Genomic DNA, 22,870 nt, shown 5'->3' on the forward strand with positions numbered 1-22,870 from the left:
CAATGCTGCCAATGTGATTAAGCTGACCTTGCTACATCCACTCCAGTCTATTCCCGTCCGCAGTTGGATCTTTGAAGACGAAGAGGTCGTCCGGATCGGGCGATCGACGGAAAACCACGTCGTTCTTTTTAGCGCTGTGGTTTCTCGTCGCCACATCGAATTGCGACGCAGCGGCATTAATTGGGAACTGATCAATTTAGGTACCAACGGTACTTACCTCGATGGTAAGCCGATCGCTAAGGTTCCCGTTGTGGACGGTCTGATCGTTCACTTGGCTCGCTCGGGCCCGAAAATTCAAATCAACGTCGGTGGGAATCAGTCCTCAGCCCAGTTAGCACAAACTAGCGTCAAGTCAAGGGATGCTAAGGCAATTCACGCTCCCTCCGGGGGCGCACTGCTTAGCACGATTCCTATTCCCAGCCAAAAAGAAATTGGCACTTCCAGGGAAGAAGACGAGTTAACTGAGGCAGAAAATACTCCCCATTATTCGGAAGAAAAAGAAGAAGAAGAAGAAGAATATTAAATCGACATCTTTGGACGATCGACATTTTTCTTGCAGGCGGCACTCAGGAGTTTATTTATGAGTACATCACAACAGATTGTTAAGCGCAGCGAACTGATCAACCGCCGCACGATCGACCGCCGCACGGCGGAAGAGGTCGGCAGGGTAGATCGGCTTTGGCTCGATCCTCACTCCCAGCGGGCGATCGGCTTTACTTGCAAGTCGGGACTTTTGGGCAACAAAAAACGCTGGTTCGCTTGGGCGCAAGTTGATACGGTGGGCGAAAATGTTTTGGTGACGATTAACCCGGAACTTCCGGAATTGCATCAGCCGGAACAAGCTGTTTGTCCGATCGGCCTTGAGGTACTTACGGACGCAGGAAATAAGGCAGGTACGGTGGTTGACTACCTATTTGATGTCCGGACTGGTTCTGTTAGGGATTACCTGTTTAAATCTAGCGGCTGGCGCGGCGTTTTAGACGGGATTTACTTGTTGCCGGTGCAGGCGATTTCGACGATCGGCAGCAAGCGGGCGATCGTCTCTGAGGCTGCTGTATCCGAACCCGTGCAGTACGCGGAGGGACTGCACCATAAAGTCGGCATGGTAGCCGAGTTTTTACAGGAAGATCTTGACAGAACTCTTAAAAATGTGGCTGGCGTGAAGCGGAACGCTCAAAATCTGGCGGAAAAACTTCAAGATAAAGCTATAGAAGTCAGGGATGTAGCTCAAGAAAAAGTCGCAGAGTTGAAGCGCCAAAGGGATGAATCTGTACCGCCCGATCCGGTGGAACCGCCAGAGTCGGATTTGCCCTGAAGTGCGGCTTTCCCGATCGAGAAAGTAGCTGCTTGCCGATCGCATTTTTGGGGTGGCCGGCACCCGAAAGCTCGATCGGTACAGAGTACGCGAAATAGAGGCTTTCTGGGCGAGGAATTCTAGTGCTCAAAGCATTGTATTTTAAAGGTATCGCATCAATACGAAAAATGTTAGCAACCCTAAAAGACCTATGCTGTTTGAGAGAACCAACTCCTATTTTATCTAGAACCCGCAGCCTTAATAATTGGTTAACTTCTGTAGGGGCAAACAGCAATTCGCCGATCGTCGCAGACTGTCGCCCGATCGACAACTCGAATCAGCGGTGCAACCAGCACTCGTCTGAGTTGAATTCTCCGATCGATCTGTGGGAAAATGGTCACTCCACCGATCGATCGGCCCAGATGGGCGATCGGCCGGGTAGCTCCATCCGAGATTCAATCGATCGAGAACTTCGCACTGCTGTCAATCGCGGCCAAGTTCACCAGATTAATATCGTGTTTGGTGGCGATCGAGGACAGGCAAAGTTCGCACTTGGAGTCCAAGCCAACAATCAAAAGTTTGTTCAAATGCCTCAAGCAGTCAAAACTTCAACTTTTACGGCAAAGCGAGGGAGTAGCGGCGCACTGACAACGCCTTTAAGCATCAAATCTTTTGCGGTTTTATCGCAAAAATTGGTTCTTGAAGCATCCCCGTTTCAGTCATGCGGGGGAGTGTCAAAACATCAGTGATTACCTTAACTCTGCTACATCCTATTCAGTCTGTCCCAGTTCAAAGTTGGTGTTTTGAATCCGAATCTGTGGTTCGGATCGGTCGATCGAACGACAATGATGTAATTATTTACAGCGCTGTAGTTTCCCGCCACCACGTAGAGCTGTGGAATCATTCTTATGGCTGGGAAATTATTAATTTTGGCGCTAACGGCACTTATGTAGATGATAAACCGATCGCTCAGGTGTCAGTAGCGGACGGGATGACAATTCGCTTGGGCAATTCCGGACCAAAAATCCGAATCCGGGTGGGGGCGACGAATGTGCAACCGAGCCCAAAAACTCGGCCACCACAGCGCGAACTCACCGACAAAAAGGCCGAAGTTTCACAAGACAAATCAACAGCTTGGTCTGGGCCTAGGAGAATCATGGAAGACGATGATGGAGCGCTGACTCACATCGATTTTGAATGACCCGCTGCTATCTATGGGAGCTAGCAAATTTCAACAAAATTCAGGCTGCATTGCATTCGATCGTCTAGTCAGTTAATATAGCTGAATTTTCAAGTTACCCATTTTCATACCCTGATTAAGCAACGTCATTCTCTAATACCCGCTCAACCTTCAACCGATAAGATTTGAGGGATATCGCTCGATATTACTTCTGTTTCGCTGCTTGCCCAGCGGCGGTAATCTAAGAGCAATTGATACATCAATCGCTGTTTGACGCTTAGCAGTACACTCTTGAGCAAGCCGTTGCCCGTTGCTTCTAAAATTGGTTTGGGCGTCAGCCAAAACGGTGGCGGTAACTCGACTTGCACCTCTAAATCCGCTTTTCCCTTCAAGTACGCTACCCCACTATTTTGATGTACGTAAAGCTTTCCTTTAAGATTGAGAGCAAAGCGATCGTTTATATAATCCACACCAAGAATCGAGCAGGCGACTGACTCCAAATTGATTGCGCCCTCCGACTGCGCCCATACCCTCATGTCTACTGTGGGTTGAATGCTGAGCATCATAAATTGTAACGGTCGCATTTTCAGGCGGAAACAGTCATCGCTTAGTTGCTCTGTGCGAGTACGATCGACTAGGGCGTTCACCAATCGCCTCGGCTGGCGCAGATAATGTTGAATGGGAACCCGTTCATCTGGTACGGCGATCTCAACGGATTGGGAAGCATTAAAACGGGTATACATGAGAATATGTCAATATGTGGGATTCGTAAGGATATCTTAATAAACTATAACTTTTTTAAGGTGATTTGAGTCGCGCACTAACTCGCCCACTCGCCCCATCTCATCCGAGAAATAACGGATAAAAGCTTTTGGGACTCAGGCTAATTTTTTCATCATACTTGCTGGCTGATGAGAGTAAAGCAAACATTTGTAACGCAAAATTGCCGATTATTATGAAAATTTCCTTAGCAAAGCCCTCGAAGAGGATCGCACATCTCGGCCCTGTAGGTACCAATGCAGAAACAGCGGCTCAGGCTTATGTCAATTGGTTGAGCCGGGAAACTAACTCCGAATGTACCCTGTATCCTTATTCCACCATTTCTCAGGCACTAGAGGCATCTGCCTCCGGGCTGGTTGATTACTCAATTGTGCCGGTAGAAAATTCCATAGAAGGTAGCGTCACTGTCACCCTAGATACCCTGTGGCGGCTGGATGCACTGCGAATTAAACACGCCCTGGTTTTGCCGATTTCCCACGCACTGCTGTCAAATGCTCAAAATTTTAACCAGATTCAAAAAGTTTACTCTCACCCGCAAGCCCTAGCTCAGTGTCAATTGTGGTTGGCCGAGTTTATCCCACAGGCTCAGTTGATTCCGGCTAATTCAACGACGGAAGCGTTGCACTATCTAGAAGATAGCAGTATAGCGGCAATCTCTTCGCCAAGAGCCGCCGAACTCTACAAATTGCCCGTGCTAGCGAGCCCGATTAATGATTATCCCGACAATTACACTCGATTTTGGGTACTTGGCTCCGATGCAGGAAAATTAGGAAACTTCGCAGAATCCCACGAGTCATCAATGACATCCGGCACCACACTAGGGGCTAACTCGCACCTAGATTCAACTTCGGCGAATTGTACTCACACGTCACTAGCTTTTAGCGTACCTGCTAATATGCCCGGAACATTGGTAAAACCTTTGCAAGTATTTGCTAGTCGCGGTATTAACCTAAGTCGCATTGAATCTCGGCCGACTAAGCGATCGCTCGGAGAATATATCTTCTTTATGGACGTGGAAGCCGATGCTTGTTCTACATTAGTGCGATCGGCACTAGAAGAGTTAAAAAAACACACGGAAACTTTAAAAATCTTTGGTTGCTACACTGTACTGTCAGTAGTATGATTGTATTAATACTTAGGGGGCTAGCGAGATGAATGCTGATGAACTTCTCAAGCGATATGCAGCCGGAGAAAGAGATTTTCACGAATCCAACTTAATAGGTGCTTCCCTGTCACAAGCTTCCCTACTTCATATTTGCCTCGCCTGTGCCAATTTAAAGGACATAATTCTAGCTGAAGCAGACCTAAGTGGGGCTAACTTAATTGGTGCAAACCTCGAAAATGCTTGTCTGATCATGGCGGATCTGAATGGGGCAGATCTCAGGGGATCGAAGCTAACTCGTGCCAGATTAACAGGGGCTGAGCTGATTAATGCAAACCTGGAAAACGCCAACTTGGGAGACACGAAAATGATTGGTGTCAACTTAACCGGGGCAAACTTGTATAAAGCGAACTTGATGGAAGCCAACCTGATAGATGCTTGCTTAGATGAAGCCAATCTCGAAGGAGCAAATCTCAGTGAGGTAAAACTGCGGGGAGCAAGTCTCAGAAGAGCCAACTTGAGAGGAGCATTTTTGTCTGAAAGTAACCTTCAGGATGCGGATTTGAGAGAAGCTGATTTGCGCGGTGCTAATTTGAGCGGGGCATTTTTGTGCGGCGCTAACCGCGAAGGCGCTAAGTTAGATGAGGCTACAAATTTAAGCAGGGCAATTCAGTTTTGCATCAGACAAGTCTGAAATCAGGCAATATATCCGCACATAATCCGACAGCTAAGGACTAAAAAATATAGTATTCATTTGGCTAAAAGTGCAGTTAATTTGCTCCTGTACCTTAGAAAAATGAACCTGCATCTTTAGTATTTCTTTCTTAGAATTAGCTTCGGCAATCTTACTTTCCAAAGCTAGCAAGTTGCGATTGAGAGTTTCTACTCGTACAGTTTGGTCGTCTAAATCTATCTTCACTTTTGCTACCTTATCCAACTCTATTTGCTTGCGAACCCAGGCTTGTCGAACGGAGTTCTCATCGCCTTTCTGAAGAGCTAGCAAAGCTCGCTGCTGCCACTGATTGGCTTGGGATTCAGATTGATTGTACTGCCACTGAATCCGCAGTTGGGCTGAAATCGCGCTGCCAACAGCCTGACGAAGTTCTTTGAGAGGTTCCTGAATTTCTAAGATTAATAAATCCCAAAAATTCATCAGTTCGCTGGTAAAGCCTTCGCGTTCTACAGAGGCTACTAATGCTTCTAAGAGCAACAAATTGGGTTCCATCTGCTGCACAGTTGTCTCAAATATTAACTGTGCTTCTGATAACTGCCGATCGCCTTTTTCTGAGACTGTACTGGCTGAGTTCTTTAAGATTTTTTGAGTCCTGTCTGTCGCTGTTTCTGAATCTAAACTTGCAGGTACGAAGGCTTGTAATTTTTCGCGGGCGATCGCGCTCAGCCTTTCTCGCAGCAAATCGCAGGCCGCCCGCTGCACTGGCCCTGTTTCGCTTTGACAAATCTTGATGACTATTTTTAAGCCTGCATCGCCGTAATTGAAGGCTTCCTTTAGCGCTGCAATCCGATGTTCGCTGACTGAACTAGACAGTCGGTGTCTGACTCCTGCTAGTCCGCCGAGTACCACACCGCCCACCGGAGGCGGCAGTTGACCGCCTCTAACTGCATCGTATGGTTTCGGTTCGAGATTTTCTAACACAAGCATTTATAGCAGTTGACAGTTGACAGTTGACAGTTGACAGTTATAGCACTATCCACTGCTAACAGTTCCCAGCCATTCCCTTTGCTTTTCGGAACAAAAAGTTTAAAATCGGTGTTTTTCCGATGGAACAATGTTTGGGACGGTTGCCTCGGAGTTGTTATCCGAGGCAGAACTGAGGATGCTTCAGTTCTGTGAAAATTGACTACTTGAGCGTATCTTTGAGTACAGTCCTTGCTGCCAAGTGATTGCGAGTGGAAGTTAAAATTTCGGTTTCGCGTTCCAATCTCGCAGCAGTATCTTGCAATTCTAAAAGAGTTTGCTGTTCTGTAGCTGCACCGTAAAGGTAGCTGGCTACCCAGTAGGATAGTTCTGTGGGCAAACTGGGAATGTCTTCGGGTAGGTCGATCGACTGATCCATCAATTTGCTAGACAGGCGAACTACATCTCTCAGCAGTTGTTCGACTTCTTTGCCCAAAGATCGGAGGTCTTTTTGTGGCGGTTCGTCTTCAATCCATTCTACTAAACCGACTAAATAGGGTTTTTCCCGAACGGCGTCGAGGACTCGGAACCGCTGCTGTCCGAGAGTCATGATTTTCATGCGATCGTCCGGGAGGCGCTGACAGTGAATGACTTCGGCGCAACAGCCAACGGCAGAGACTTTGTTTTGGTTCGGGTCCCACATGAGCACACCGAAACGGCGATCGCCCTCCAGAATCGTGTTCATCATAATTCGATAGCGAAACTCGAAAATTTGCAGTGGCAGCGGTCTACCTGGAAATAGAACCACTTCCGGCAAGGGAAATAAGGGGAGTTCGCGAACTGCTACAGAGGAGGAGGATGCCATTGTCGCTCAAAGGTGACGGTACTTGCGCTTCTTTTTCTTACTTTAACTGATTTGAGTAATTCCGGGCGGGGGTGAGGGGCGATCGGCGGAAAATGCGGTTAAGGGCGATCGGCCCTTTAGGCTGATGCGTAGGGTCAGAAACCGGGTTTTTCCGCAAAATCCTGGTTTTTTACCCACAGATTAGATAAAAAACCCGGTTTATTTCGGCTGATGCGTCAGCCTTGCATAACTTATTTACCGCGCCCAAGGTACTTGAATTTCAATACCTACTTTTTCACCGAGGTCGATCGTACTATTAGCCAAATCAACAGCACCAGAGATCCCAACTCCGATCGCAGCCGCCCCCGCTACAATACCTTTTAAACATTTCTTTAATCTCGGTCTATCCCATTGATCTTTCGGTTTATTAATTTCAGTTTCGACATCTTGAATATCGATAATTATATCCTCTCGAATATCTTCAGGAAACTGCATTGCGGTTTCTCGCATGGATGAAATTAGTTTGAGAAGTTCTACTGTATTGGCGTTATCGATATGAATACCACCAGAGGCTGTTTGTTGGGCGCTGTCTTTGACTTCGTTAGCGATAGCTACGCTGCCGATTTGTGCGCCAGGAAAGTTGTTATTTTGAGGATAATTTTGAGTCATTTTTTTATTGTCGATGTTGATGTTTAATTGAATGCTAGAAGTATCTCCAGAGTCAAGTTGATTGATTCCAGAAATTCGCTCTTTCTCTTCCCATTGTTGCAAATTATCCGGGAAATCTTCCATCAAGCGCCGCACCTGAACCATTTGATAAGATTTTTCGCATTCGACTTCGTAGCGGTGGTTTGCCAAACGGCGGCGCAGCTTTTCAAAATCGTAGAGGTGAGGGTCTTGGCTGCCTTTGCATTCAGAACAGTTGCAGGGGATGAATTCTTGGTATTTTAGGCGATCGTCATAAGTAGCATGAATTTTCCAGAGTTCGTGGCGGATGCGGTCTAAAAGAGATTTTTTGTGGTTGCCAGAAACTCGAATGCGGATTTCTCGTTGGTGGTAATTCTCGATAACTTCGGCTTTGGCGTAATTGTCGGCGAGGATGACTCCATCGCGCCAGACAATATCCCCCCTACCCTTTGGTAAATCGGATTGAGGGCGGTAGATTAACAAGTGCATTTCTACGATGAAGCGGGTAATGATGCCTTTGGGCATGAAGTCGTATTCGTAACGCAAAATCAAGTTATCGCTGTCGTCCCATTCGTAATCTGGTGTTTCGAGGGGGAGAAGTTGCGGGGCGATGTATTGTCGGGGTTTGCTGGGGATTTCGTAACACAGTTTGAAGTGTTTCATCAAGTGCAGCAGTTCGTCGTGCAAGTCTCGGTATTGTGTGTCGCCCCAGATTTGCTTGAGATTTTCTCGGGTGAAATACCCGCAGTTGGCGATGATTTCTGCGTTATCTGTGACTTCTCCATTGTCGGTGACTTTTTTGTTGCCGATGAGTTTGTAAACAGCGTTGGTTGCCAATTCGGGACGCAAGATGACTATGTTTTTGAGGATGGGATCTTTTTGGAAATGCAGGATGATGCCCAAGTCGTGGAGGTATTTACTGAGACTCAACATCGCTGTTTTATCGGACTTTTTGAAGCCTTGGCTGACGCAAATGTTGAAAAATTCACCGACTTCGATATGGGTTTGGCGTTGGGAATAGTTTTCCAAAACATAGCGGACGTTTGCCCAGCGTTTGGGGATGGGCGTGCTGATGTGTTCGAGGGTGGCGATGCGGTTTTGCAGGGCGCGTTGGAGGTCTGCGAGTCCGCGATTGGTGGCGAGATTGGTAGGGAAATCTTTTTCTAGGTTGCGAAAGTCACGCCGTTGTTGGGAGAGGCTGATTTCGCAGCGGATGTCTTGTTTTTCGTTTTGGACGAGGAAGACGGGACTGCCCTTGCTGAGGAGTTCGATGATACTCAGCCAGTAGCAGAGGTTGGGGTTTTGGCGGCGGTTATCGACGAGGAGGACATATAGAGAACGTTCGGTGAGGAAAAATTGGTGGGTGGCGTGGTAGATTTCCTGTCCGCCAAAGTCCCAGAGGTGAACGCGGAAAGGTTTGCCGTTGGGTTGTGGGAATTCCCAGCGCATCACATCGATGCCTTCGGTGGAGGGTTCTCGTTCTTTGAGTTCGTAGTTGGGGTTGAGGAGTTTGTTGGCTAGGGTGGTTTTGCCCGCTTCGCCTTCGCCGACAATCAAAAGTTTGGCTTCGTTGAGTTCTTCGGTAGCATTGGGGTCACGAGTTTGGAAGTAGAAATCGAGAATGTTACGCACATCCCTAGGATTTCCAGATAATTTATTTTTCCCTAGGATTTCCGGCGGAATTGGTATCGGATTACCCCGCAAATCCAATTTTTGCAGCTTGTCCATTTTGCGCAGAGATTCGGGAATTTCTGCTATCTGATTGTTAGTGAGGTCAAGCTCTGTCAAATTCGACAGTTGCCCCAGAGCTTCGGGAATTTTTACTATCCTATTGTTACTGAGGTAAAGGTGTGTCAAATTCGACAGTTGCCCCAGAGCTTCGGGAATTTCTGCTATCTGATTGCTACTGAGGTAAAGCTCTGTCAAATGCGACATTTTCTCCAGAACATCTGGAATTTCTGCTATCTGATTTTCCCAGAGGTAAAGCTGTGTCAAATTCGACAGTTGACCCAGAGCTTCGGGAATTTCTGCTATCCGATTGCTCCAGAGGTAAAGCTGTGTCAAATTCGACAGTTGACCCAGAGCTTCGGGAATTTCTGCTATCCTATTGTTACTGAGGTAAAGCTGTGTCAAATTCGACAGTTGCCCCAGAGCTTCAGGAATTTCTGCTATCCGGTTTTCACCGAGGCTAAGCTGTGTCAAATTCGACAGTTGCCCCAGAACAGCGGGAATTTCTGCTATTTGATTGCTATTGAGATCGAGTTGTGTCAAATGCGACATTTCTCCAAAAAATTCTGGAATTTCTTCTATCCAGTTGCCACTGAGATAAAGCTGTGTCAAATTCGACAATTTTCCGAAGAATTCTGGAATTTCTTCTATTTGATTTTCACTGAGATCTAGATGTGTCAAATTCGACATTTTCCCCAAAATCTCTGGAATTTCTTCTATCTGATTGCCATTGAGATCGAGTTCTGTCAAATTTGACAGTTGCCCCAGAACATCTGGAATTTCTGCTATCTCATTGCCACTGAGGCTAAGCCGTGTCAAATTCGACATTTTTCCCAAAATTTCTGGAATTTCTGCTATATCATTGAAACGGAGGTCAAGCTGTGTTAAATTTGACAGTTGCCCCAGAACTTCTGGAATTTTTGCTATCTGTGAATCCCAAATCTGCAAACATCGCAATTTAGAGAATTTACCAATTAATTCGGGAATCTCTGGCAGCGCCGTTTCGGACAAAGAGAAAGTCCTAATGTTCTCCAATTTGCCGAGACTTTCAGGTAGGGATTCTATAGGATTTGCCCACAGGTAAAAACCTTTCAGATGTTGAAGTATTTCGATTTCATCTGGCAAAAAATTAAGTTTATTTCCACCAATTTTCAGGGTTTCGAGTAGCTTAAGATTTTTAATCTGTGGGGGTACGATCGCAATTCCATTTTCCCGACAATCCAGATAAACAAGCTGATGTAGCTGAAAAATACAATCGGGCAGTTGGGTAAACCGATTTTTAGGCAAATGCAACGCCTTGAGATTCACCAGTTGACTCATTTCATCAGGCAAACTGGATAAGGCATTAAAACCAAGTTGTAAGATTTTGAGATTGGTAAGCTTACCAATTTCAGGAGGCAATGCCGTTAATTTGTTGCCCAAGCCTTCATATTCATCAATCCACTTCCCCAAAATCAAACGCTGAAGCTGCGTGCACTTGCCAATCTCCGGCGGCAATTCCTCCAACCCCAACCCCGACAAATCCAATACTTTGGAGCCCTCTGAGGCGGCTTTATCGATTAACTGCAACAACTCCTCTCTCGTCATACCCTCGATCTCTCCGTAGTCTTCATTTATTGTGACAGTATTTTTTGTTTGGTGGGGACTTATAGCAGTTGACAGTTGACCGTTGACAGTTACTTTGGCCACCCGTGAGGAATCTAAGAAACCGGGTTTTTATGGGTTTCTGCGCTGTTACCAACAATTTTCGTAAAAACCCGGTTTCTGGCCACCCGCGCGTCATCTAAGAAACCGGGTTTTTTTGAGTTTCTACGACTTTAACGCGTCTTCTCTGCAAAAACCCGGTTTCTGGCGATCCGTGCATAATCTGGAGACGAAAAAAGCTCGGAGTGTGGAAAATTTGTTAGACTGGAATTGTTAGCTAACGAGTCGATCGACCGTACTTTGCACGCAAGGTGAATCATTATGCTCCAAGCATTTGAAGGGATTTACAGAAATGGAGTCATCGAACTTTTAGAATTTCCGGAAAACATTTATGAAAGCCGCGTGCTAATTACTTTTCTAGCTGCGCCATCCATACCCAAATCGCCTACATTTATCCAGTTTGGAATGTTTGCAGGCCCTGGGCAATCCACCGAAGCGGATTTCGAGATTGCACAGTTTCAAGGGGATGCAGGCGATGAATTGGATTGGTCGTAGCTGCCAATGAAATATGTCATCGATACCCACGCATTGATTTGGTTTCTCGAAGGAAATCAAAGATTGGGGACTCAAGCCCAAGCCATTCTTTCTAATTTGGACAGTCAGCTTGTTCTACCCGCGATCGCTCTTGCTGAAGCTGCATGGATTGTAGAGCGGGGAAAAACATCAATTCCATCTGTAAATGCCTTGTTTAATGTGATTAATAGCGATTCCAGAATCACAGTTTATCCACTCGATCGAACTATCGTCGATCGAACGCTCAGCTTATTGAACATTAATGAAATGCACGATCGCCAAATTGTCGCAACCGCAATGATTTTGCAAGAGCGAGGTGAAACTGTTGCGTTGTTGACGTGCGATCGAAATATTACGGCTTCAGGTGTCATCTCTATTATCTGGTGATGGGATTTATAATAAAATAACGGTTACAAAGCATTGCGCCGGAATTCTCCAGAAATGAATTCTGCTTTGGTGAATCAATACTGAGGATTGTAACTTAAAGAATTTGATAAAAAAAAGGAACAATGTATTTTTCCATTGTTCCTTCTCTTGTTATTTCCCAAACTGTCAATCTACAGCTTGACTTCAATATCTACGCCGGCTGGCAAATCCAATTTCATCAAAGCGTCAATTGTTTTAGCAGAAGGCTGGTGAATGTCGATAATGCGACGGTGCGTGCGGGTTTCAAAGTGTTCGCGAGAATCTTTGTCTACGTGGGGCGATCGCAGCAAGCAATAAATCCGTCGTTTTGTCGGTAGGGGAATCGGGCCGATCGCAGTAGCTGCTGTCCGATTTGCTGTATCTACAATCTTTTCACAAGATGCGTCGAGAATTCGGCGATCGAAAGCTTTGAGGCGAATGCGAATTTTTTGTTGTTGGATAGCTGCCATTTTGGTTTCTTTAATTTTCTAGGTTCTGTTTATTTTTTGTTCTTTGTTATTTGTTCTTTGTTACTTGTTATTTGTTCTTTGTTACTTGTTATTTGTTCTTTATTATCGAATATTTAATCAATAACTACCAACCAATAACTACTAACCACTAACTACTAACCAATAACTACTAACCAATAACTACTAACTACTCACTAAATAGCAGAAAAGCCTATTGACATTTGGTGGCTTTTCTGCTATCAGGGCTGTTAGCGGATTCCTACTTGAGGATTTTGGAAACAACGCCGGCGCCGACGGTGCGGCCGCCTTCGCGAATTGCGAAGCGCATTCCTTGTTCGATCGCGATCGGGTGAATCAGATCTACAGTCATTTTGATCCGGTCACCAGGCATCACCATTTCAGCTTCCGAACCGTCATCAGCAGTGAACTGCATGATTGTACCGGTTACGTCAGTTGTACGGACGTAGAATTGAGGGCGGTAGCCAGAGAAAAATGGCGTGTGACGGCCGCCTTCTTCCTTCTTCAGAATGTAAACTTCAGATTCAAACTGAGTGTGAGGACTGATGGATTTTGGCTTGGCAATTACCATGCCTCTTTCAATATCAGCCTTCAAAATACCCCGGAGGAGTAGACCCACGTTGTCGCCGGCCAAGCCTTCATCCAAGGACTTAGTGAACATTTCCACACCAGTCACCGTAGTGCTGCGAGTGTCCTTAAGACCAATCACTTCGACAGTTTCGCCTACTTTGACACTGCCGCGCTCAATCCGACCAGTAGCCACAGTACCCCGACCAGTAATCGAGAATACGTCTTCAACTGCCATCAAGAAAGGCTTGTCAATTTCGCGTTCTGGAGTAGGGATGTAAGCATCTACTGCTTCCATCAGCTTGTAAATCTTGTCAATCCACTCATTTTCGCCCTGCTTGGTTTTGGGGTTAGCAAGCATCGCTTCGAGAGCTTTCAAGCCAGAACCAGTCACGATGGGAATGTCATCGCCAGGAAAATCGTAAGAGCTCAAAAGTTCGCGAACTTCCAGTTCTACCAGTTCCAACAGTTCAGCGTCATCCACCATGTCTTCCTTGTTCAAGAAGACAACCAAGCTGGGAACACCAACTTGCTTAGCTAGCAGGATGTGTTCGCGAGTTTGAGGCATGGGGCCGTCTGCCGCTGACACTACTAGGATGCCGCCGTCCATTTGAGCAGCACCGGTGATCATGTTTTTCACATAGTCAGCGTGTCCGGGGCAATCCACGTGGGCGTAGTGACGACCTGTGGTTTCGTATTCTACGTGAGCGGTATTAATCGTAATACCCCGTGCTTTTTCTTCGGGCGCAGCGTCGATGTCGGCGTAGTTCTTAGCCTTTGCTTGACCTAGTGCAGAGAGAGTCATCGTAATCGCCGCGGTCAAAGTTGTTTTGCCGTGGTCAACGTGACCGATTGTGCCGATGTTTACGTGGGGTTTAGTCCGTTCAAATTTTGCGCGTGCCATTCTCGATTTGTTCCTTGTTTTTTTTAGCGATTTTAGACTTGAGATTTTAGATTCTAGATTTTGGATTCAATCCAAAATCCAAAATCTAAAACCTTAAATCATTAGTTCCCTTTGTTCTTAGCGATAATGGCTTCAGCCACATTTCGCGGCACTTCTTCGTAATGGCTGAATTCCATTGTGAAGATGCCTCGACCTTGGGTTTTGGAGCGGATGTCAGTAGCGTAACCGAACATTTCTGCTAGTGGAACCTTTACAGAAACTTTGGCAATTCCCTGATCCGTCTCTTGACCTTCGATCTGACCCCGACGCGAGTTGAGGTCTCCGATGACGTTCCCGATGTAATCTTCGGGAACTTCAACCTCTACCTTCATCATAGGCTCTAGCAGCACAGGCGACGCCTTCATCACGGCTTCTTTGATTGCCATTGAACCGGCGATCTTGAATGCCATTTCTGAAGAGTCTACATCGTGGAAAGACCCGTCTACCATAGTAGCTCTGAGGTCGATCACGGGATATCCTGCTAGAATACCTGATTCGCAGGCTTCTTTCATCCCTTGTGCTGCCGGATTGATGTACTCTTTCGGTACAGTGCCACCGACAATTTTGGAGACAAATTCAAAGCCGGTTCCCTCTTCAGCAGGTTCTAGTTCGATCACCACGTGACCGTACTGACCTTTACCGCCGCTTTGGCGGATAAATTTACCTTCGGCGCGGACGGATTTGCGAATGGTTTCGCGGTAGGCTACTTGCGGCTGACCGACGTTGGCTTCTACTTTGAATTCGCGCAGCATCCTGTCTACCAAAATTTCCAAGTGCAGTTCTCCCATGCCGGCGATGACTGTCTGATTGGTTTCTGGGTCAACGTTGACTCGGAAGGTGGGGTCTTCTTCGGAGAGTGACTGGAGGGCTTTGGAGAGCTTCTCCATGTCTTGTTTGGTTTTGGGTTCCACCGCTACCGAGATGACTGGTTCTGGAATAAACAGGGACTCCAGAATCACTTCGGAGCCTTCTTCACAGATGGTATCGCCTGTGAAGGTGTCTTTCAGACCCAAGGCTGCTCCCAAGTCTCCGGCGCGGAGTTCTTCTACGTCTATCCGATCGTCCGCTTTGAGTACAATTAGGCGAGAAACCCGCTCTTTTTTGTCTTTGGTGGAGTTGAGGACGTAGCTACCTTTTTTGAGGACACCGGAGTAAACGCGGAGGAAGGTCAGGCGACCGTAGGGGTCTGCCATGATTTTGAATGCCAGAGCTGACAGCGGGGCGTTGTCGTCGGCAAAGCGCTCTGCGGTGTCGCCGTTGGGTAAGAGTCCTTGAATTGGGGGAACTTCCAAGGGCGACGGCAGATAGTCGATGACTGCATCCAACAACAACTGAACGCCTTTGTTTTTGAATGCCGAACCGCACAGCATGGGGACGATCGTACCTTGGACAGTACCGTGGCGCAGGGCCAAACGGATTTCGTCTTCGGTTAGTTCTACACCTTCGAGGTATTTCTCGGTAAGGGCGTCGCTGGTTTCTGCTACGGATTCGATCAGCTTGGTGCGATATTGGGCCGCTAGCTCTTGGACTTCATCGGGGATTTCTACTTCCTCGATATCAGTGCCCGTGTTGTTCTTGTAGATATAGGCTTTCATTTGCACTATGTCTACAATTCCCCGGAAGTTTTCCTCACTGCCGATCGGGATTTGGATGGGTACAGCGTTCGCTCTCATCCGATCGCAAATTTGAGCATAGACTTTGTAGAAGTTCGCGCCCATCCGATCCATTTTGTTGACAAACACGATTCGCGGTACTTTATACCGATCGGCTTGTCGCCAAACTGTTTCCGATTGTGGTTGCACTCCACCTACCGAGCAGAATACTGCGATCACTCCGTCAAGCACTCGCATGGAACGTTCTACTTCGATAGTGAAGTCTACGTGTCCGGGAGTGTCGATGATGTTGATTTTGTGCTCTTTCCAAGTGGTGGTGATAGCGGCAGCAGTAATCGTAATTCCCCGCTCTCGCTCTTGCGCCATCGTGTCCATAATTGTTGTTCCATCGTGCACTTCACCCATTTTGTGAACCATGCCAGAATAGAACAGAATTCTTTCTGTTGTTGTTGTTTTGCCCGCGTCAATGTGGGCGGCGATGCCGATGTTGCGAGTTTTCTCTAGCGGGACGATACGTGCCACAGCTACCTCCTTGGAGTTTGTGTTGCTATAATACAACTATACTACATAATAACTTTGTTTGCCATCGCTACCGACTTAGAACATAAGTATATGGAGCGTATTGTTACATTTTAATATTTTTTGCAACATTTGTTTACAAAAATATTAAGGATGCGACATGGAGGATTCAGAGACCGGGTGAATTTTTACTTTGGGAGTTTTGAGTTTGCTTCACGAATGGCCGGCAGCATTGTCCCTGGAGAAGCAATCTCAATACTCAAAATTTACACTTTTCAATTGATCGCCCGATGCTTTTATGCCGCGCGATCGACCTCTTCTCCATGCCCGACGATTTGGCAATTAGTAACGGTAGTGAGCAAAAGCCTTGTTAGCTTCTGCCATACGGTGTGTTTCTTCGCGCTTGCGAATAGCACTGCCTGTTTCGTTGGCTGCATCCATCAGTTCGTTAGCCAGCTTGGCAGCCATCGAGCGGCCTGTGCGGGCGCGGGCAAATCTGATCAGCCAACGGAGTGCGAGGGTGGTTCCGCGATCGGAACGTACTTCCATCGGCACTTGGTATGTAGCGCCACCTACCCGGCGGGCTTTGACTTCTACCAGGGGTGTAGCGTTTTTGACTGCTTTTTCAAACAAGTCTAACGGTTCAGCTCCTGTGCGTTCTTGGATGGTTTTCAGGGCGTCGTAGACTATGCTGGAGGCCACGGATTTTTTGCCGTGCTGCATGATCCGTCTCACCATCATGCTTACCAACCGGCTGTTGTAGGTTGGATCTGGAGGAACTGGACGTTTTTGAATAACTGTGCGGCGAGACATAGTTCTATTTGGGATTTTTGATTTTGAATGATTGAATTTGGGGTTTTGAACTCAGATATTATCGATCGCGGACGATCGAAAGTTTGGCTTTTCCACCCCTCAAGGATGCGAGTTACCAGAAAGAATTGGTTGAAAGCCGGAACACGAGTGAGGGAGAAGTTAAAATCAGACTATTCATTACTCCAATCCTCTTCCTTCTAGGTAGAGGTCGCTCTTAAACTGTCAACTGTCAACTGTCAACTGTCAACTGTCAACTGTGCCCCATATTTTGAACGACCTTGCTTGCGGTCTTTCACGCCGGCAGTGTCTAATGTACCGCGAATGATGTGGTATCTAACTCCAGGTAAATCTTTTACCCGACCGCCTCGAATCATTACTACCGAATGTTCTTGCAAGTTGTGACCGATGCCGGGGATGTAGGCTGTCACTTCAAAACCAGAGGTCAGCCGTACCCGAGCCACTTTCCGCAGCGCCGAGTTGGGTTTTTTCGGGGTGGTCGTGTACACTCTGGTGCAAACTCCGCGGCGCTGGGGGCAACTCTTGAGAGCTGGCGATTTGGTTTTTTTCTGCGTTTGTTCCCGTGCTGAACGGATGAGTTGCTGAATAGTGGGCATGAGTTACGGCATTTCTAGCTTTTTGCTGAATATAGTGATTTGGCGGCATCCGCACTGAAAGTCCCTTCCCCTGTGTGGGGACGGGATAAATGAAAATAATTATGGGTAAGTGAGGATACCAGACTCTATATAGTACACGACTCGAGTTTTTTTGGCAAGAAATTTCCACGGCGGGCGAACTTTCTTGCTTGTTTGCTCGAAGTTGGGATGCGGCGATCGCCCGTCGTACCAATACATATGTGGCATTATATATTGAAGCCCAACTTTGAAGAGGGTCACAGCAGTGGTGCAAAATCGATCGCGCGAAATATCGAACCACCATTTTTCGGAGACGCCCATCAACTCTACCGTGCGATCGCATCACAGCCGCTCGCATCACAGCCTCAGAGAGATCGACATCACATAAAGTTATATAAAATTACCTGATAATAAGCAATATACATTTAGTTGAGCGCAGATGAAAACCAAAACTTATATTCCTGAAAGTACAATTTCCGAACTTTACTTGAATATTTGGAAATCCGGTAAGATAGATCGGACGGTGTTCCACCAAATTCAATACGAAATTAATTCTGAGACTTTAAAAAGTTCAGACGAGCTAAAAATTGTTAGCAGACTGCTCTATGCAGTCCGACGGGGATGGCTTTTAGTCATGGACTAAGTGGCGTTTGGAGTGTTGATATTACCTCCAAAGGCAAGCGCCAACAACGCAGGTGAGTGAGTTTTCAGTTTTGAGTTAAAATCTCATCCATAAAATCATATATAAATTATATTATATAGAGACTCAAATAAGACTCACCACACTTGACAGGCAATATTCAAGGAAAAGGACAGGGTATGTTTAATTCTACAGAACTGCTGATCGAAGCTTTCATCAAACAACTAGAAAATGGATATAGTCGCACTTACGGAGGCTACAAATCCGACTATGCCGACATTATTGCCTGGGTGGGGGCAATGGCGTTAGAAAACATTGCCAGCAGCGACGCTCTTTATCACAATACAGAACACGCCATTTGTATTACCTTGGTCGGTCAAGAAATTTTGCGGGGAAAACACATTCGCAAGGGCGGAGTCTCGTGTGAAAATTGGCTGCACTTCATCATTTCTTTGCTGTGCCAAGATATCGGATATGTCAAAGGAGTTTGCCGAGAAGACCAAGCATCAGCAGGATTGTATGCTACCGGAAAAGATGGCATGAGAATTGCACTTGCTCCTGGTGCAACAGCGGCTAGTTTATCTCCTTACCGAGTTGACAGAGCAAAACTATTCATTGACGAGCGCTTCGGCAACCACAAGCTAATTAATGCTGAGATAATCAAGCAGAACATAGAACAGACTCGTTTCTCGGTGCTTGACGGCAACATTGACCAAGATGCAGGTAATTATTCTAGTTTAGTTCGCGGTGCTGACTTGATAGGTCAGCTCAGCAACCCACAATATTTACAAAAAATTGGCGCGCTGTTTTACGAATTGGAAGAAAGCGGTGCTACTAAAGTTTTGGGATACCGACATCCGGGCGACTTGCTCCAAAGCTACTCTAAGTTTTACTGGAGTGGAATTTATCCTCACATTAGCGAATCTCTCGGTTATTTGCAGTTGACCCAGGAAGGCAAACAGATTGTTGCTAGTTTGTACGCCAACGTATTTCGGATGGAACACCAACGTTTCGATTCAGAGGTTGCTTGATTGCCAAGGGCGGGAGCTCACAGCCACCGCCCCTAAAGAACTTCACTCTCCATTTCCGAATGGTATTGAGGACATAACCAATTGCTAGGTATCAAAGAAGGCCATCCCTCCCGCAGCGCTTCAAAACAAACAGCACGCACAGTTAACTGACAATCCAGCAATTCTACACCAGCTTTTTCAACTTGCTTTTTCCCAATTTTAAAAATCGATTCATCGCTAAATTCAAAAGTCTTGTGACACTGAATGCAAACCAGGTGATGATGGTGGTGTAATTCAGGCAAATTTAGTTCATAATGTTTGTGTCCTTCTGCTAATTCTAGTTCGCGCAAAATCCCTATTCTGGCTAATAAATGCAATGTTCTATATACAGTAGATAAGCCAATTTTTTCTCCTTGACTCTGTAAAGTTTTATATAACTCTTCTGCACTCAAATGATTGCCTTGCCGTAGATTTTGAAAGACGCTTAAAATAGTTTCTCGCTGGGGAGTCAGGCGACAGCCCCTCTGGTTGAGTTCGACTTTGAGTGAGTTAGCACTGTATAAATTCATATTTGTGAAGGCAGAAGGATTTAGTTATCTAGGAGAGGAGAGGAGGGTAGGCACGGGGCACTACCCCTACAAATTGTTCGCAATTCATAATTGAGGGCTATAGCCGCTTTTCCCTCTTGCTAAAGGTGTAACTGAAGGATTAGTTGTCGGTATTTCTGTGTAAGGTTTATGAAGCTTAGAGCAATGTTGTTGACAAGAATTGGCAAAACAAGTTTTCGGTTCAAAGTCGGTACAGCCGATCGCATCTTCAGTACAAGCAACACACGGCCGCACGGTACACTTGAGACGGTAGTCATTAGTAAAAAACTCGCAATCCGAACACGGAATTTGATGCAGTCGCCGAATTTGATAGAATCCTTCTCGCAGCGCTACCGAAATACTCCACAAAAACAGAACCATCAAAGTCCCGATACAGAAACAGCAAATAAAAACAGTCATAGGGTGATTTTCTCAACAGTACACACAAATCCAGAAATGAGCCAATTTAAGCAAGAAACAAAGTTCTAATTTCTTGCTTAAATTCGATTCAGATTCTATTTTGAGTTCAGTTCACAACACCTCGGAAAATTGCATCAATGCCAGCAAAATTGTCTAGCAGCAAATAAGCAAGGAAAGCTCCGCTCGTACCTCCGATCACAAAACCGCCCCGGAATAAACTCCAATCTTCCGGCGTTTTGTGCCAGTAAAGAACTTTACCTGCTTCGATGTTCCGATTCTCGTAAATCGAGAGGCCTATTGCCAAAATCAAGACTAATGCCAGAGTTGCCAGCAATCCTGCCAGAGGTGCTAAACCTTTTTCTTGTAAAGGCAGCAATACTGCAAAAGCTCCTACCAGGAAATAGCCGTGAGCCAAGCTAACTTCTAATCCCCTGACTATGGGAGACAATCCCTTGCGGTAAATCGGCAAATTCCGCAAAAAAGTTACAGTCGTGTCAGAAAAACTTACGGTTGTCGTTGCACTTGCAACTGGAACCATAGCAGGAGTTGCCGTTACAAATTCGCCCGATCGAAAATCAAATCCTGCTGCTTTTGTCCGTACCCGCAGGGCGTGCCAAATATGACCGGAAAGCGCCAAAATCGCTAAGATAAAGTGGCTTGTTGCCTGCCAAGTCCGCGAAGAAACTACTGTGGCTTCCGGGCCGGTTAAACCCACAGGGCCGTAGAAAACCTCTGGATAAACAGTGTCGTTTACTGTCACAAAGTAGGCAGCCAAAAAGCCCATGTAAGCCAAAGCGCCCAAACTGTAAGAAAGGTAAGCTTCTCCCGACCAAAACAACACTCGCTGGGCCCAGGCAAAAGGCTTGGTGAAGATATGCCAGAAACCGCCAATGATGCAGAGCAAGCCGACATAAATGTGACCGCCCACAACATCTTCTAAGTTGTCAACTGCTGCCATTCCTTCCGGGCCTTGTACGGGCAAGAGATAGCTAAAAATGCGGGCGGGATTGAGGGTTGGTTCGCTAATTATTCGTACATCTGCGACGTGGGGATCGTAAAGACCTCCCCAAAATAAGGCTTTTGCGACTAGCAGCCAAGCACCAGCACCTAATAGTAATAGGTGAATGCCGATGATGCTGGTCATCTTATCTTTGTCTTCCCAGTCGTAGCCGAAGGAACCAAAGAAAGTGTTGTTTTGTGGCAATACTTTCGGGCCGAGCAAGGAATGATAAAGGCCGCCGGCACCAAGAACTGCGGAGCTAATTAAATGCACAACTCCGATCGCAAAATAGGGATAGATATCAACAATTTGACCACCTTTACCTACTCCCAAACCCAAACTTGCCAAATGTGGCAGCAGGATTAAACCTTGGTCGTACATGGGCTGCTGCGGGTTGAAATTGGAAATTTCAAACAGAGTCATCGCCCCGGCCCACAGTACAATCAAACCTGCGTGAGCGACGTGAGCTCCTAAAATTCGTCCTGACAATTCTGTGAAACGGGCGTTACCAGCCCACCAGCCGTACTCGTTTTCTGGCTTTTCCAGTTCTGGTTTTAAATTCGGTTCAGCTATTGCTTGCATTTTCGCTTTCCTCTAATTTCGGTGAATTGGAGTTGCCCAAAAAACCCGGTTTCTCACAAAAGTCGTCGCTTTTTTCGAGAAATGTTGGTGCAGAAACCGGGTTTTTGACCCCCGCGCGTAAATTCTGGGTTAACTCGCTGCATTCGCTGCAACTTGGTTGACGACTTCGCCTTTGCGGAAGTCAAATCCCGCTGCTCGGAGGGCGTGCCAAATATGTCCTTGCAAGAAGAAGAAGGCTAACCAGAAGTGAGAATTTGCCAGCCAAGTTCGAGAAGTCAAAACTTCTCCACTATCGAAATAGGGATATTGCTGGATGCCAATTTTTAAGGCTGGGCCGAAGAATTCTACTGGGTAAACCAGGGTGTTGACTGAGACAAAGTAGGCGGCGATGAAACCCATTAAGGCTAAAGCGCCAAGACTGTAGGAGAGATAAGCTTCTCCTGACCAGACGAACAGGTTTTCTGTCCAAGCAAAAGGCTGAGTGCGAATGTGCCACAACCCGCCGATTATGCAGAGAATTCCTACCCACATATGGCCGCCGACAACATCTTCGAGGTTGTTGACGGAGGCAATCCAGTTTTTGCCACCTGCGCCGAATAGGTAGCCGAAAATCACAGTTGGGTCGAATGTGGGTTCCGAAATCACCCGCACTTGCCCGATCGTGGTATCATACAAACCACCGAAATACATTGCTTTGGCCACCAATAAGAAGGCTCCGATACCTAACAAAACTAGGTGGATGCCTAAAATTGTGGTCATTTTTTCTTTGTCTTCCCATTTGTAGCCGAAGAAAGGAGTTCTTTCTTCGAGGGTGGCTTCTCCTTTGAGGGAGTGGAAGATGCCACCGAAGCCGAGAAAGGCTGAGCTGATTAGGTGTACAACACCAATCTGAAAGTACGGATAAGTATCAACAATTTTGCCTCCGGCACCGACACCTAAGCCGAGTCTGGCTAGGTTGGGTAGCAGAATTAAACCTTGTTCGTACATGGGCAATTCTGGGTTGAAGCGGGAAAGCTCAAACAGGGTATAGGCTCCCGCCCAGAGGACGATGAGGCCGGCTTGGGCGACGTGAGCACCTAGCAAACGACCCGAAAGGTTGATTAAGCGGGCGTTGCCGGCCCACCAGGGATAGGTTTCTCCTTGGGCTGGGAAGGATTTTTTGGCCATGCTTGTCACGGCGAGT

The 22,870-nt window shown here is 46.6% G+C and carries 23 protein-coding genes; 10 read left to right on the forward strand and 13 right to left on the reverse strand.

Annotated features, from left to right (window positions below; translation table 11 throughout):
* Positions 1 to 13 precede the first annotated feature (13 nt).
* The 4 genes from JGK16_RS16430 to JGK16_RS16445 all read left to right on the forward strand — a co-directional run bounded on the left by JGK16_RS16430 (position 14) and on the right by JGK16_RS16445 (position 2,495).
* On the forward strand, positions 14 to 523 hold the full coding sequence (locus tag JGK16_RS16430; protein ID WP_293186425.1) for an FHA domain-containing protein: 510 nt from the start codon (positions 14 to 16) through the stop codon (positions 521 to 523).
* Positions 524 to 580: 57 nt separating this feature from the next.
* A complete protein-coding gene (locus JGK16_RS16435) occupies positions 581 to 1,315 on the forward strand; it encodes a PRC-barrel domain-containing protein (protein WP_293186427.1) in 735 nt (244 codons plus the stop codon).
* 167 nt (positions 1,316 to 1,482) lie between these two features.
* On the forward strand, positions 1,483 to 2,043 hold the full coding sequence (locus JGK16_RS16440; RefSeq protein ID WP_293191367.1) for a hypothetical protein: 561 nt from the start codon (positions 1,483 to 1,485) through the stop codon (positions 2,041 to 2,043).
* The gene (locus JGK16_RS16445) at positions 2,040 to 2,495 is read left to right on the forward strand and encodes an FHA domain-containing protein (RefSeq protein WP_293186431.1); all 456 of its coding nucleotides are present in this window, start codon (positions 2,040 to 2,042) and stop codon (positions 2,493 to 2,495) included. Before JGK16_RS16440 ends, JGK16_RS16445 begins: the two co-directional genes overlap by 4 nt.
* 143 nt (positions 2,496 to 2,638) lie before the next feature.
* Here the strand turns inward: JGK16_RS16445 and JGK16_RS16450 are convergent, their stop codons facing one another.
* Positions 2,639 to 3,217, reverse strand: coding sequence for a DUF1997 domain-containing protein (locus JGK16_RS16450; RefSeq protein ID WP_293191369.1), 579 nt, complete (start codon positions 3,215 to 3,217; stop codon positions 2,639 to 2,641).
* Positions 3,218 to 3,429: 212 nt separating this feature from the next.
* On the opposite strand from JGK16_RS16450, the gene pheA reads away from it, so the two are divergent.
* Positions 3,430 to 4,377, forward strand: a complete 948-nt coding sequence (pheA, locus tag JGK16_RS16455) for a prephenate dehydratase (RefSeq protein WP_293186435.1) — start codon at positions 3,430 to 3,432, stop codon at positions 4,375 to 4,377.
* 28 nt (positions 4,378 to 4,405) lie between these two features.
* On the forward strand, positions 4,406 to 5,050 hold the full coding sequence (locus JGK16_RS16460; protein ID WP_293186437.1) for a pentapeptide repeat-containing protein: 645 nt from the start codon (positions 4,406 to 4,408) through the stop codon (positions 5,048 to 5,050).
* A 33-nt stretch (positions 5,051 to 5,083) separates the two neighbouring features.
* On the opposite strand, the gene JGK16_RS16465 is transcribed toward JGK16_RS16460, so the two are convergent.
* The 3 genes from JGK16_RS16465 to JGK16_RS16475 form a co-directional block, all read right to left on the reverse strand.
* A complete protein-coding gene (locus tag JGK16_RS16465) occupies positions 5,084 to 6,016 on the reverse strand; it encodes a PspA/IM30 family protein (RefSeq protein ID WP_293186439.1) in 933 nt (310 codons plus the stop codon).
* Positions 6,017 to 6,215: 199 nt separating this feature from the next.
* Entirely contained in the window at positions 6,216 to 6,857 is a 642-nt protein-coding gene (locus JGK16_RS16470; RefSeq protein WP_293186441.1) for an LON peptidase substrate-binding domain-containing protein, read from the reverse strand.
* A gap of 234 nt (positions 6,858 to 7,091) precedes the next feature.
* Positions 7,092 to 10,940, reverse strand: coding sequence for a leucine-rich repeat domain-containing protein (locus JGK16_RS16475; protein ID WP_293186442.1), 3,849 nt, complete (start codon positions 10,938 to 10,940; stop codon positions 7,092 to 7,094).
* A 276-nt stretch (positions 10,941 to 11,216) separates the two neighbouring features.
* Here JGK16_RS16475 and JGK16_RS16480 point away from each other — a divergent pair, with 276 nt between their 5' ends.
* Positions 11,217 to 11,450 carry a hypothetical protein gene (locus JGK16_RS16480; RefSeq protein WP_293186443.1) on the forward strand — a complete coding sequence of 78 codons (234 nt, stop codon included), beginning with the start codon at positions 11,217 to 11,219 and terminating at the stop codon, positions 11,448 to 11,450.
* Between the two features lie 6 nt (positions 11,451 to 11,456).
* Entirely contained in the window at positions 11,457 to 11,855 is a 399-nt protein-coding gene (locus tag JGK16_RS16485) for a PIN domain-containing protein (RefSeq protein ID WP_293191373.1), read from the forward strand.
* 170 nt (positions 11,856 to 12,025) lie between these two features.
* Here JGK16_RS16485 and rpsJ read toward each other — a convergent pair whose 3' ends face one another.
* The 5 genes from rpsJ to rpsL all read right to left on the reverse strand — a co-directional run bounded on the left by rpsJ (position 12,026) and on the right by rpsL (position 17,430).
* Positions 12,026 to 12,334 (reverse strand): 30S ribosomal protein S10, encoded by a 309-nt coding sequence (rpsJ, locus tag JGK16_RS16490; RefSeq protein WP_202798556.1) that lies wholly within the window; start codon positions 12,332 to 12,334, stop codon positions 12,026 to 12,028.
* 268 nt (positions 12,335 to 12,602) lie between these two features.
* The gene (gene tuf, locus JGK16_RS16495) at positions 12,603 to 13,832 is read right to left on the reverse strand and encodes an elongation factor Tu (protein WP_293186979.1); all 1,230 of its coding nucleotides are present in this window, start codon (positions 13,830 to 13,832) and stop codon (positions 12,603 to 12,605) included.
* Positions 13,833 to 13,933: 101 nt separating this feature from the next.
* Positions 13,934 to 16,006 (reverse strand): elongation factor G, encoded by a 2,073-nt coding sequence (gene fusA, locus JGK16_RS16500; RefSeq protein ID WP_293186980.1) that lies wholly within the window; start codon positions 16,004 to 16,006, stop codon positions 13,934 to 13,936.
* Positions 16,007 to 16,345: 339 nt separating this feature from the next.
* Positions 16,346 to 16,816, reverse strand: coding sequence for a 30S ribosomal protein S7 (gene rpsG / locus JGK16_RS16505; RefSeq protein ID WP_006632196.1), 471 nt, complete (start codon positions 16,814 to 16,816; stop codon positions 16,346 to 16,348).
* Positions 16,817 to 17,052: 236 nt separating this feature from the next.
* Positions 17,053 to 17,430 carry a 30S ribosomal protein S12 gene (gene rpsL, locus JGK16_RS16510; protein ID WP_293203276.1) on the reverse strand — a complete coding sequence of 126 codons (378 nt, stop codon included), beginning with the start codon at positions 17,428 to 17,430 and terminating at the stop codon, positions 17,053 to 17,055.
* A gap of 457 nt (positions 17,431 to 17,887) precedes the next feature.
* Between rpsL and JGK16_RS16515 the strand changes: the two genes are divergently transcribed.
* Positions 17,888 to 18,091 (forward strand): hypothetical protein, encoded by a 204-nt coding sequence (locus tag JGK16_RS16515; RefSeq protein ID WP_293153605.1) that lies wholly within the window; start codon positions 17,888 to 17,890, stop codon positions 18,089 to 18,091.
* A 176-nt stretch (positions 18,092 to 18,267) separates the two neighbouring features.
* The gene (locus JGK16_RS16520) at positions 18,268 to 19,119 is read left to right on the forward strand and encodes an Npun_R2479 family HD domain-containing metalloprotein (protein ID WP_293186982.1); all 852 of its coding nucleotides are present in this window, start codon (positions 18,268 to 18,270) and stop codon (positions 19,117 to 19,119) included.
* 32 nt (positions 19,120 to 19,151) lie between these two features.
* Here JGK16_RS16520 and JGK16_RS16525 read toward each other — a convergent pair whose 3' ends face one another.
* The 4 genes from JGK16_RS16525 to JGK16_RS16545 all read right to left on the reverse strand — a co-directional run bounded on the left by JGK16_RS16525 (position 19,152) and on the right by JGK16_RS16545 (position 22,854).
* Positions 19,152 to 19,667 (reverse strand): transcriptional repressor, encoded by a 516-nt coding sequence (locus JGK16_RS16525; RefSeq protein ID WP_293186983.1) that lies wholly within the window; start codon positions 19,665 to 19,667, stop codon positions 19,152 to 19,154.
* A gap of 84 nt (positions 19,668 to 19,751) precedes the next feature.
* Positions 19,752 to 20,105 (reverse strand): hypothetical protein, encoded by a 354-nt coding sequence (locus JGK16_RS16530; protein ID WP_293186984.1) that lies wholly within the window; start codon positions 20,103 to 20,105, stop codon positions 19,752 to 19,754.
* Between the two features lie 106 nt (positions 20,106 to 20,211).
* The gene (locus JGK16_RS16540) at positions 20,212 to 21,687 is read right to left on the reverse strand and encodes a chlorophyll a/b binding light-harvesting protein (protein ID WP_325315248.1); all 1,476 of its coding nucleotides are present in this window, start codon (positions 21,685 to 21,687) and stop codon (positions 20,212 to 20,214) included.
* Between the two features lie 129 nt (positions 21,688 to 21,816).
* A complete protein-coding gene (locus JGK16_RS16545; protein WP_293191379.1) occupies positions 21,817 to 22,854 on the reverse strand; it encodes a chlorophyll a/b binding light-harvesting protein in 1,038 nt (345 codons plus the stop codon).
* Positions 22,855 to 22,870 lie beyond the last annotated feature (16 nt).

Source organism: Microcoleus sp. PH2017_09_SFU_O_A (assembly GCF_020738625.1).
Lineage (GTDB): Bacteria > Cyanobacteriota > Cyanobacteriia > Cyanobacteriales > Microcoleaceae > Microcoleus.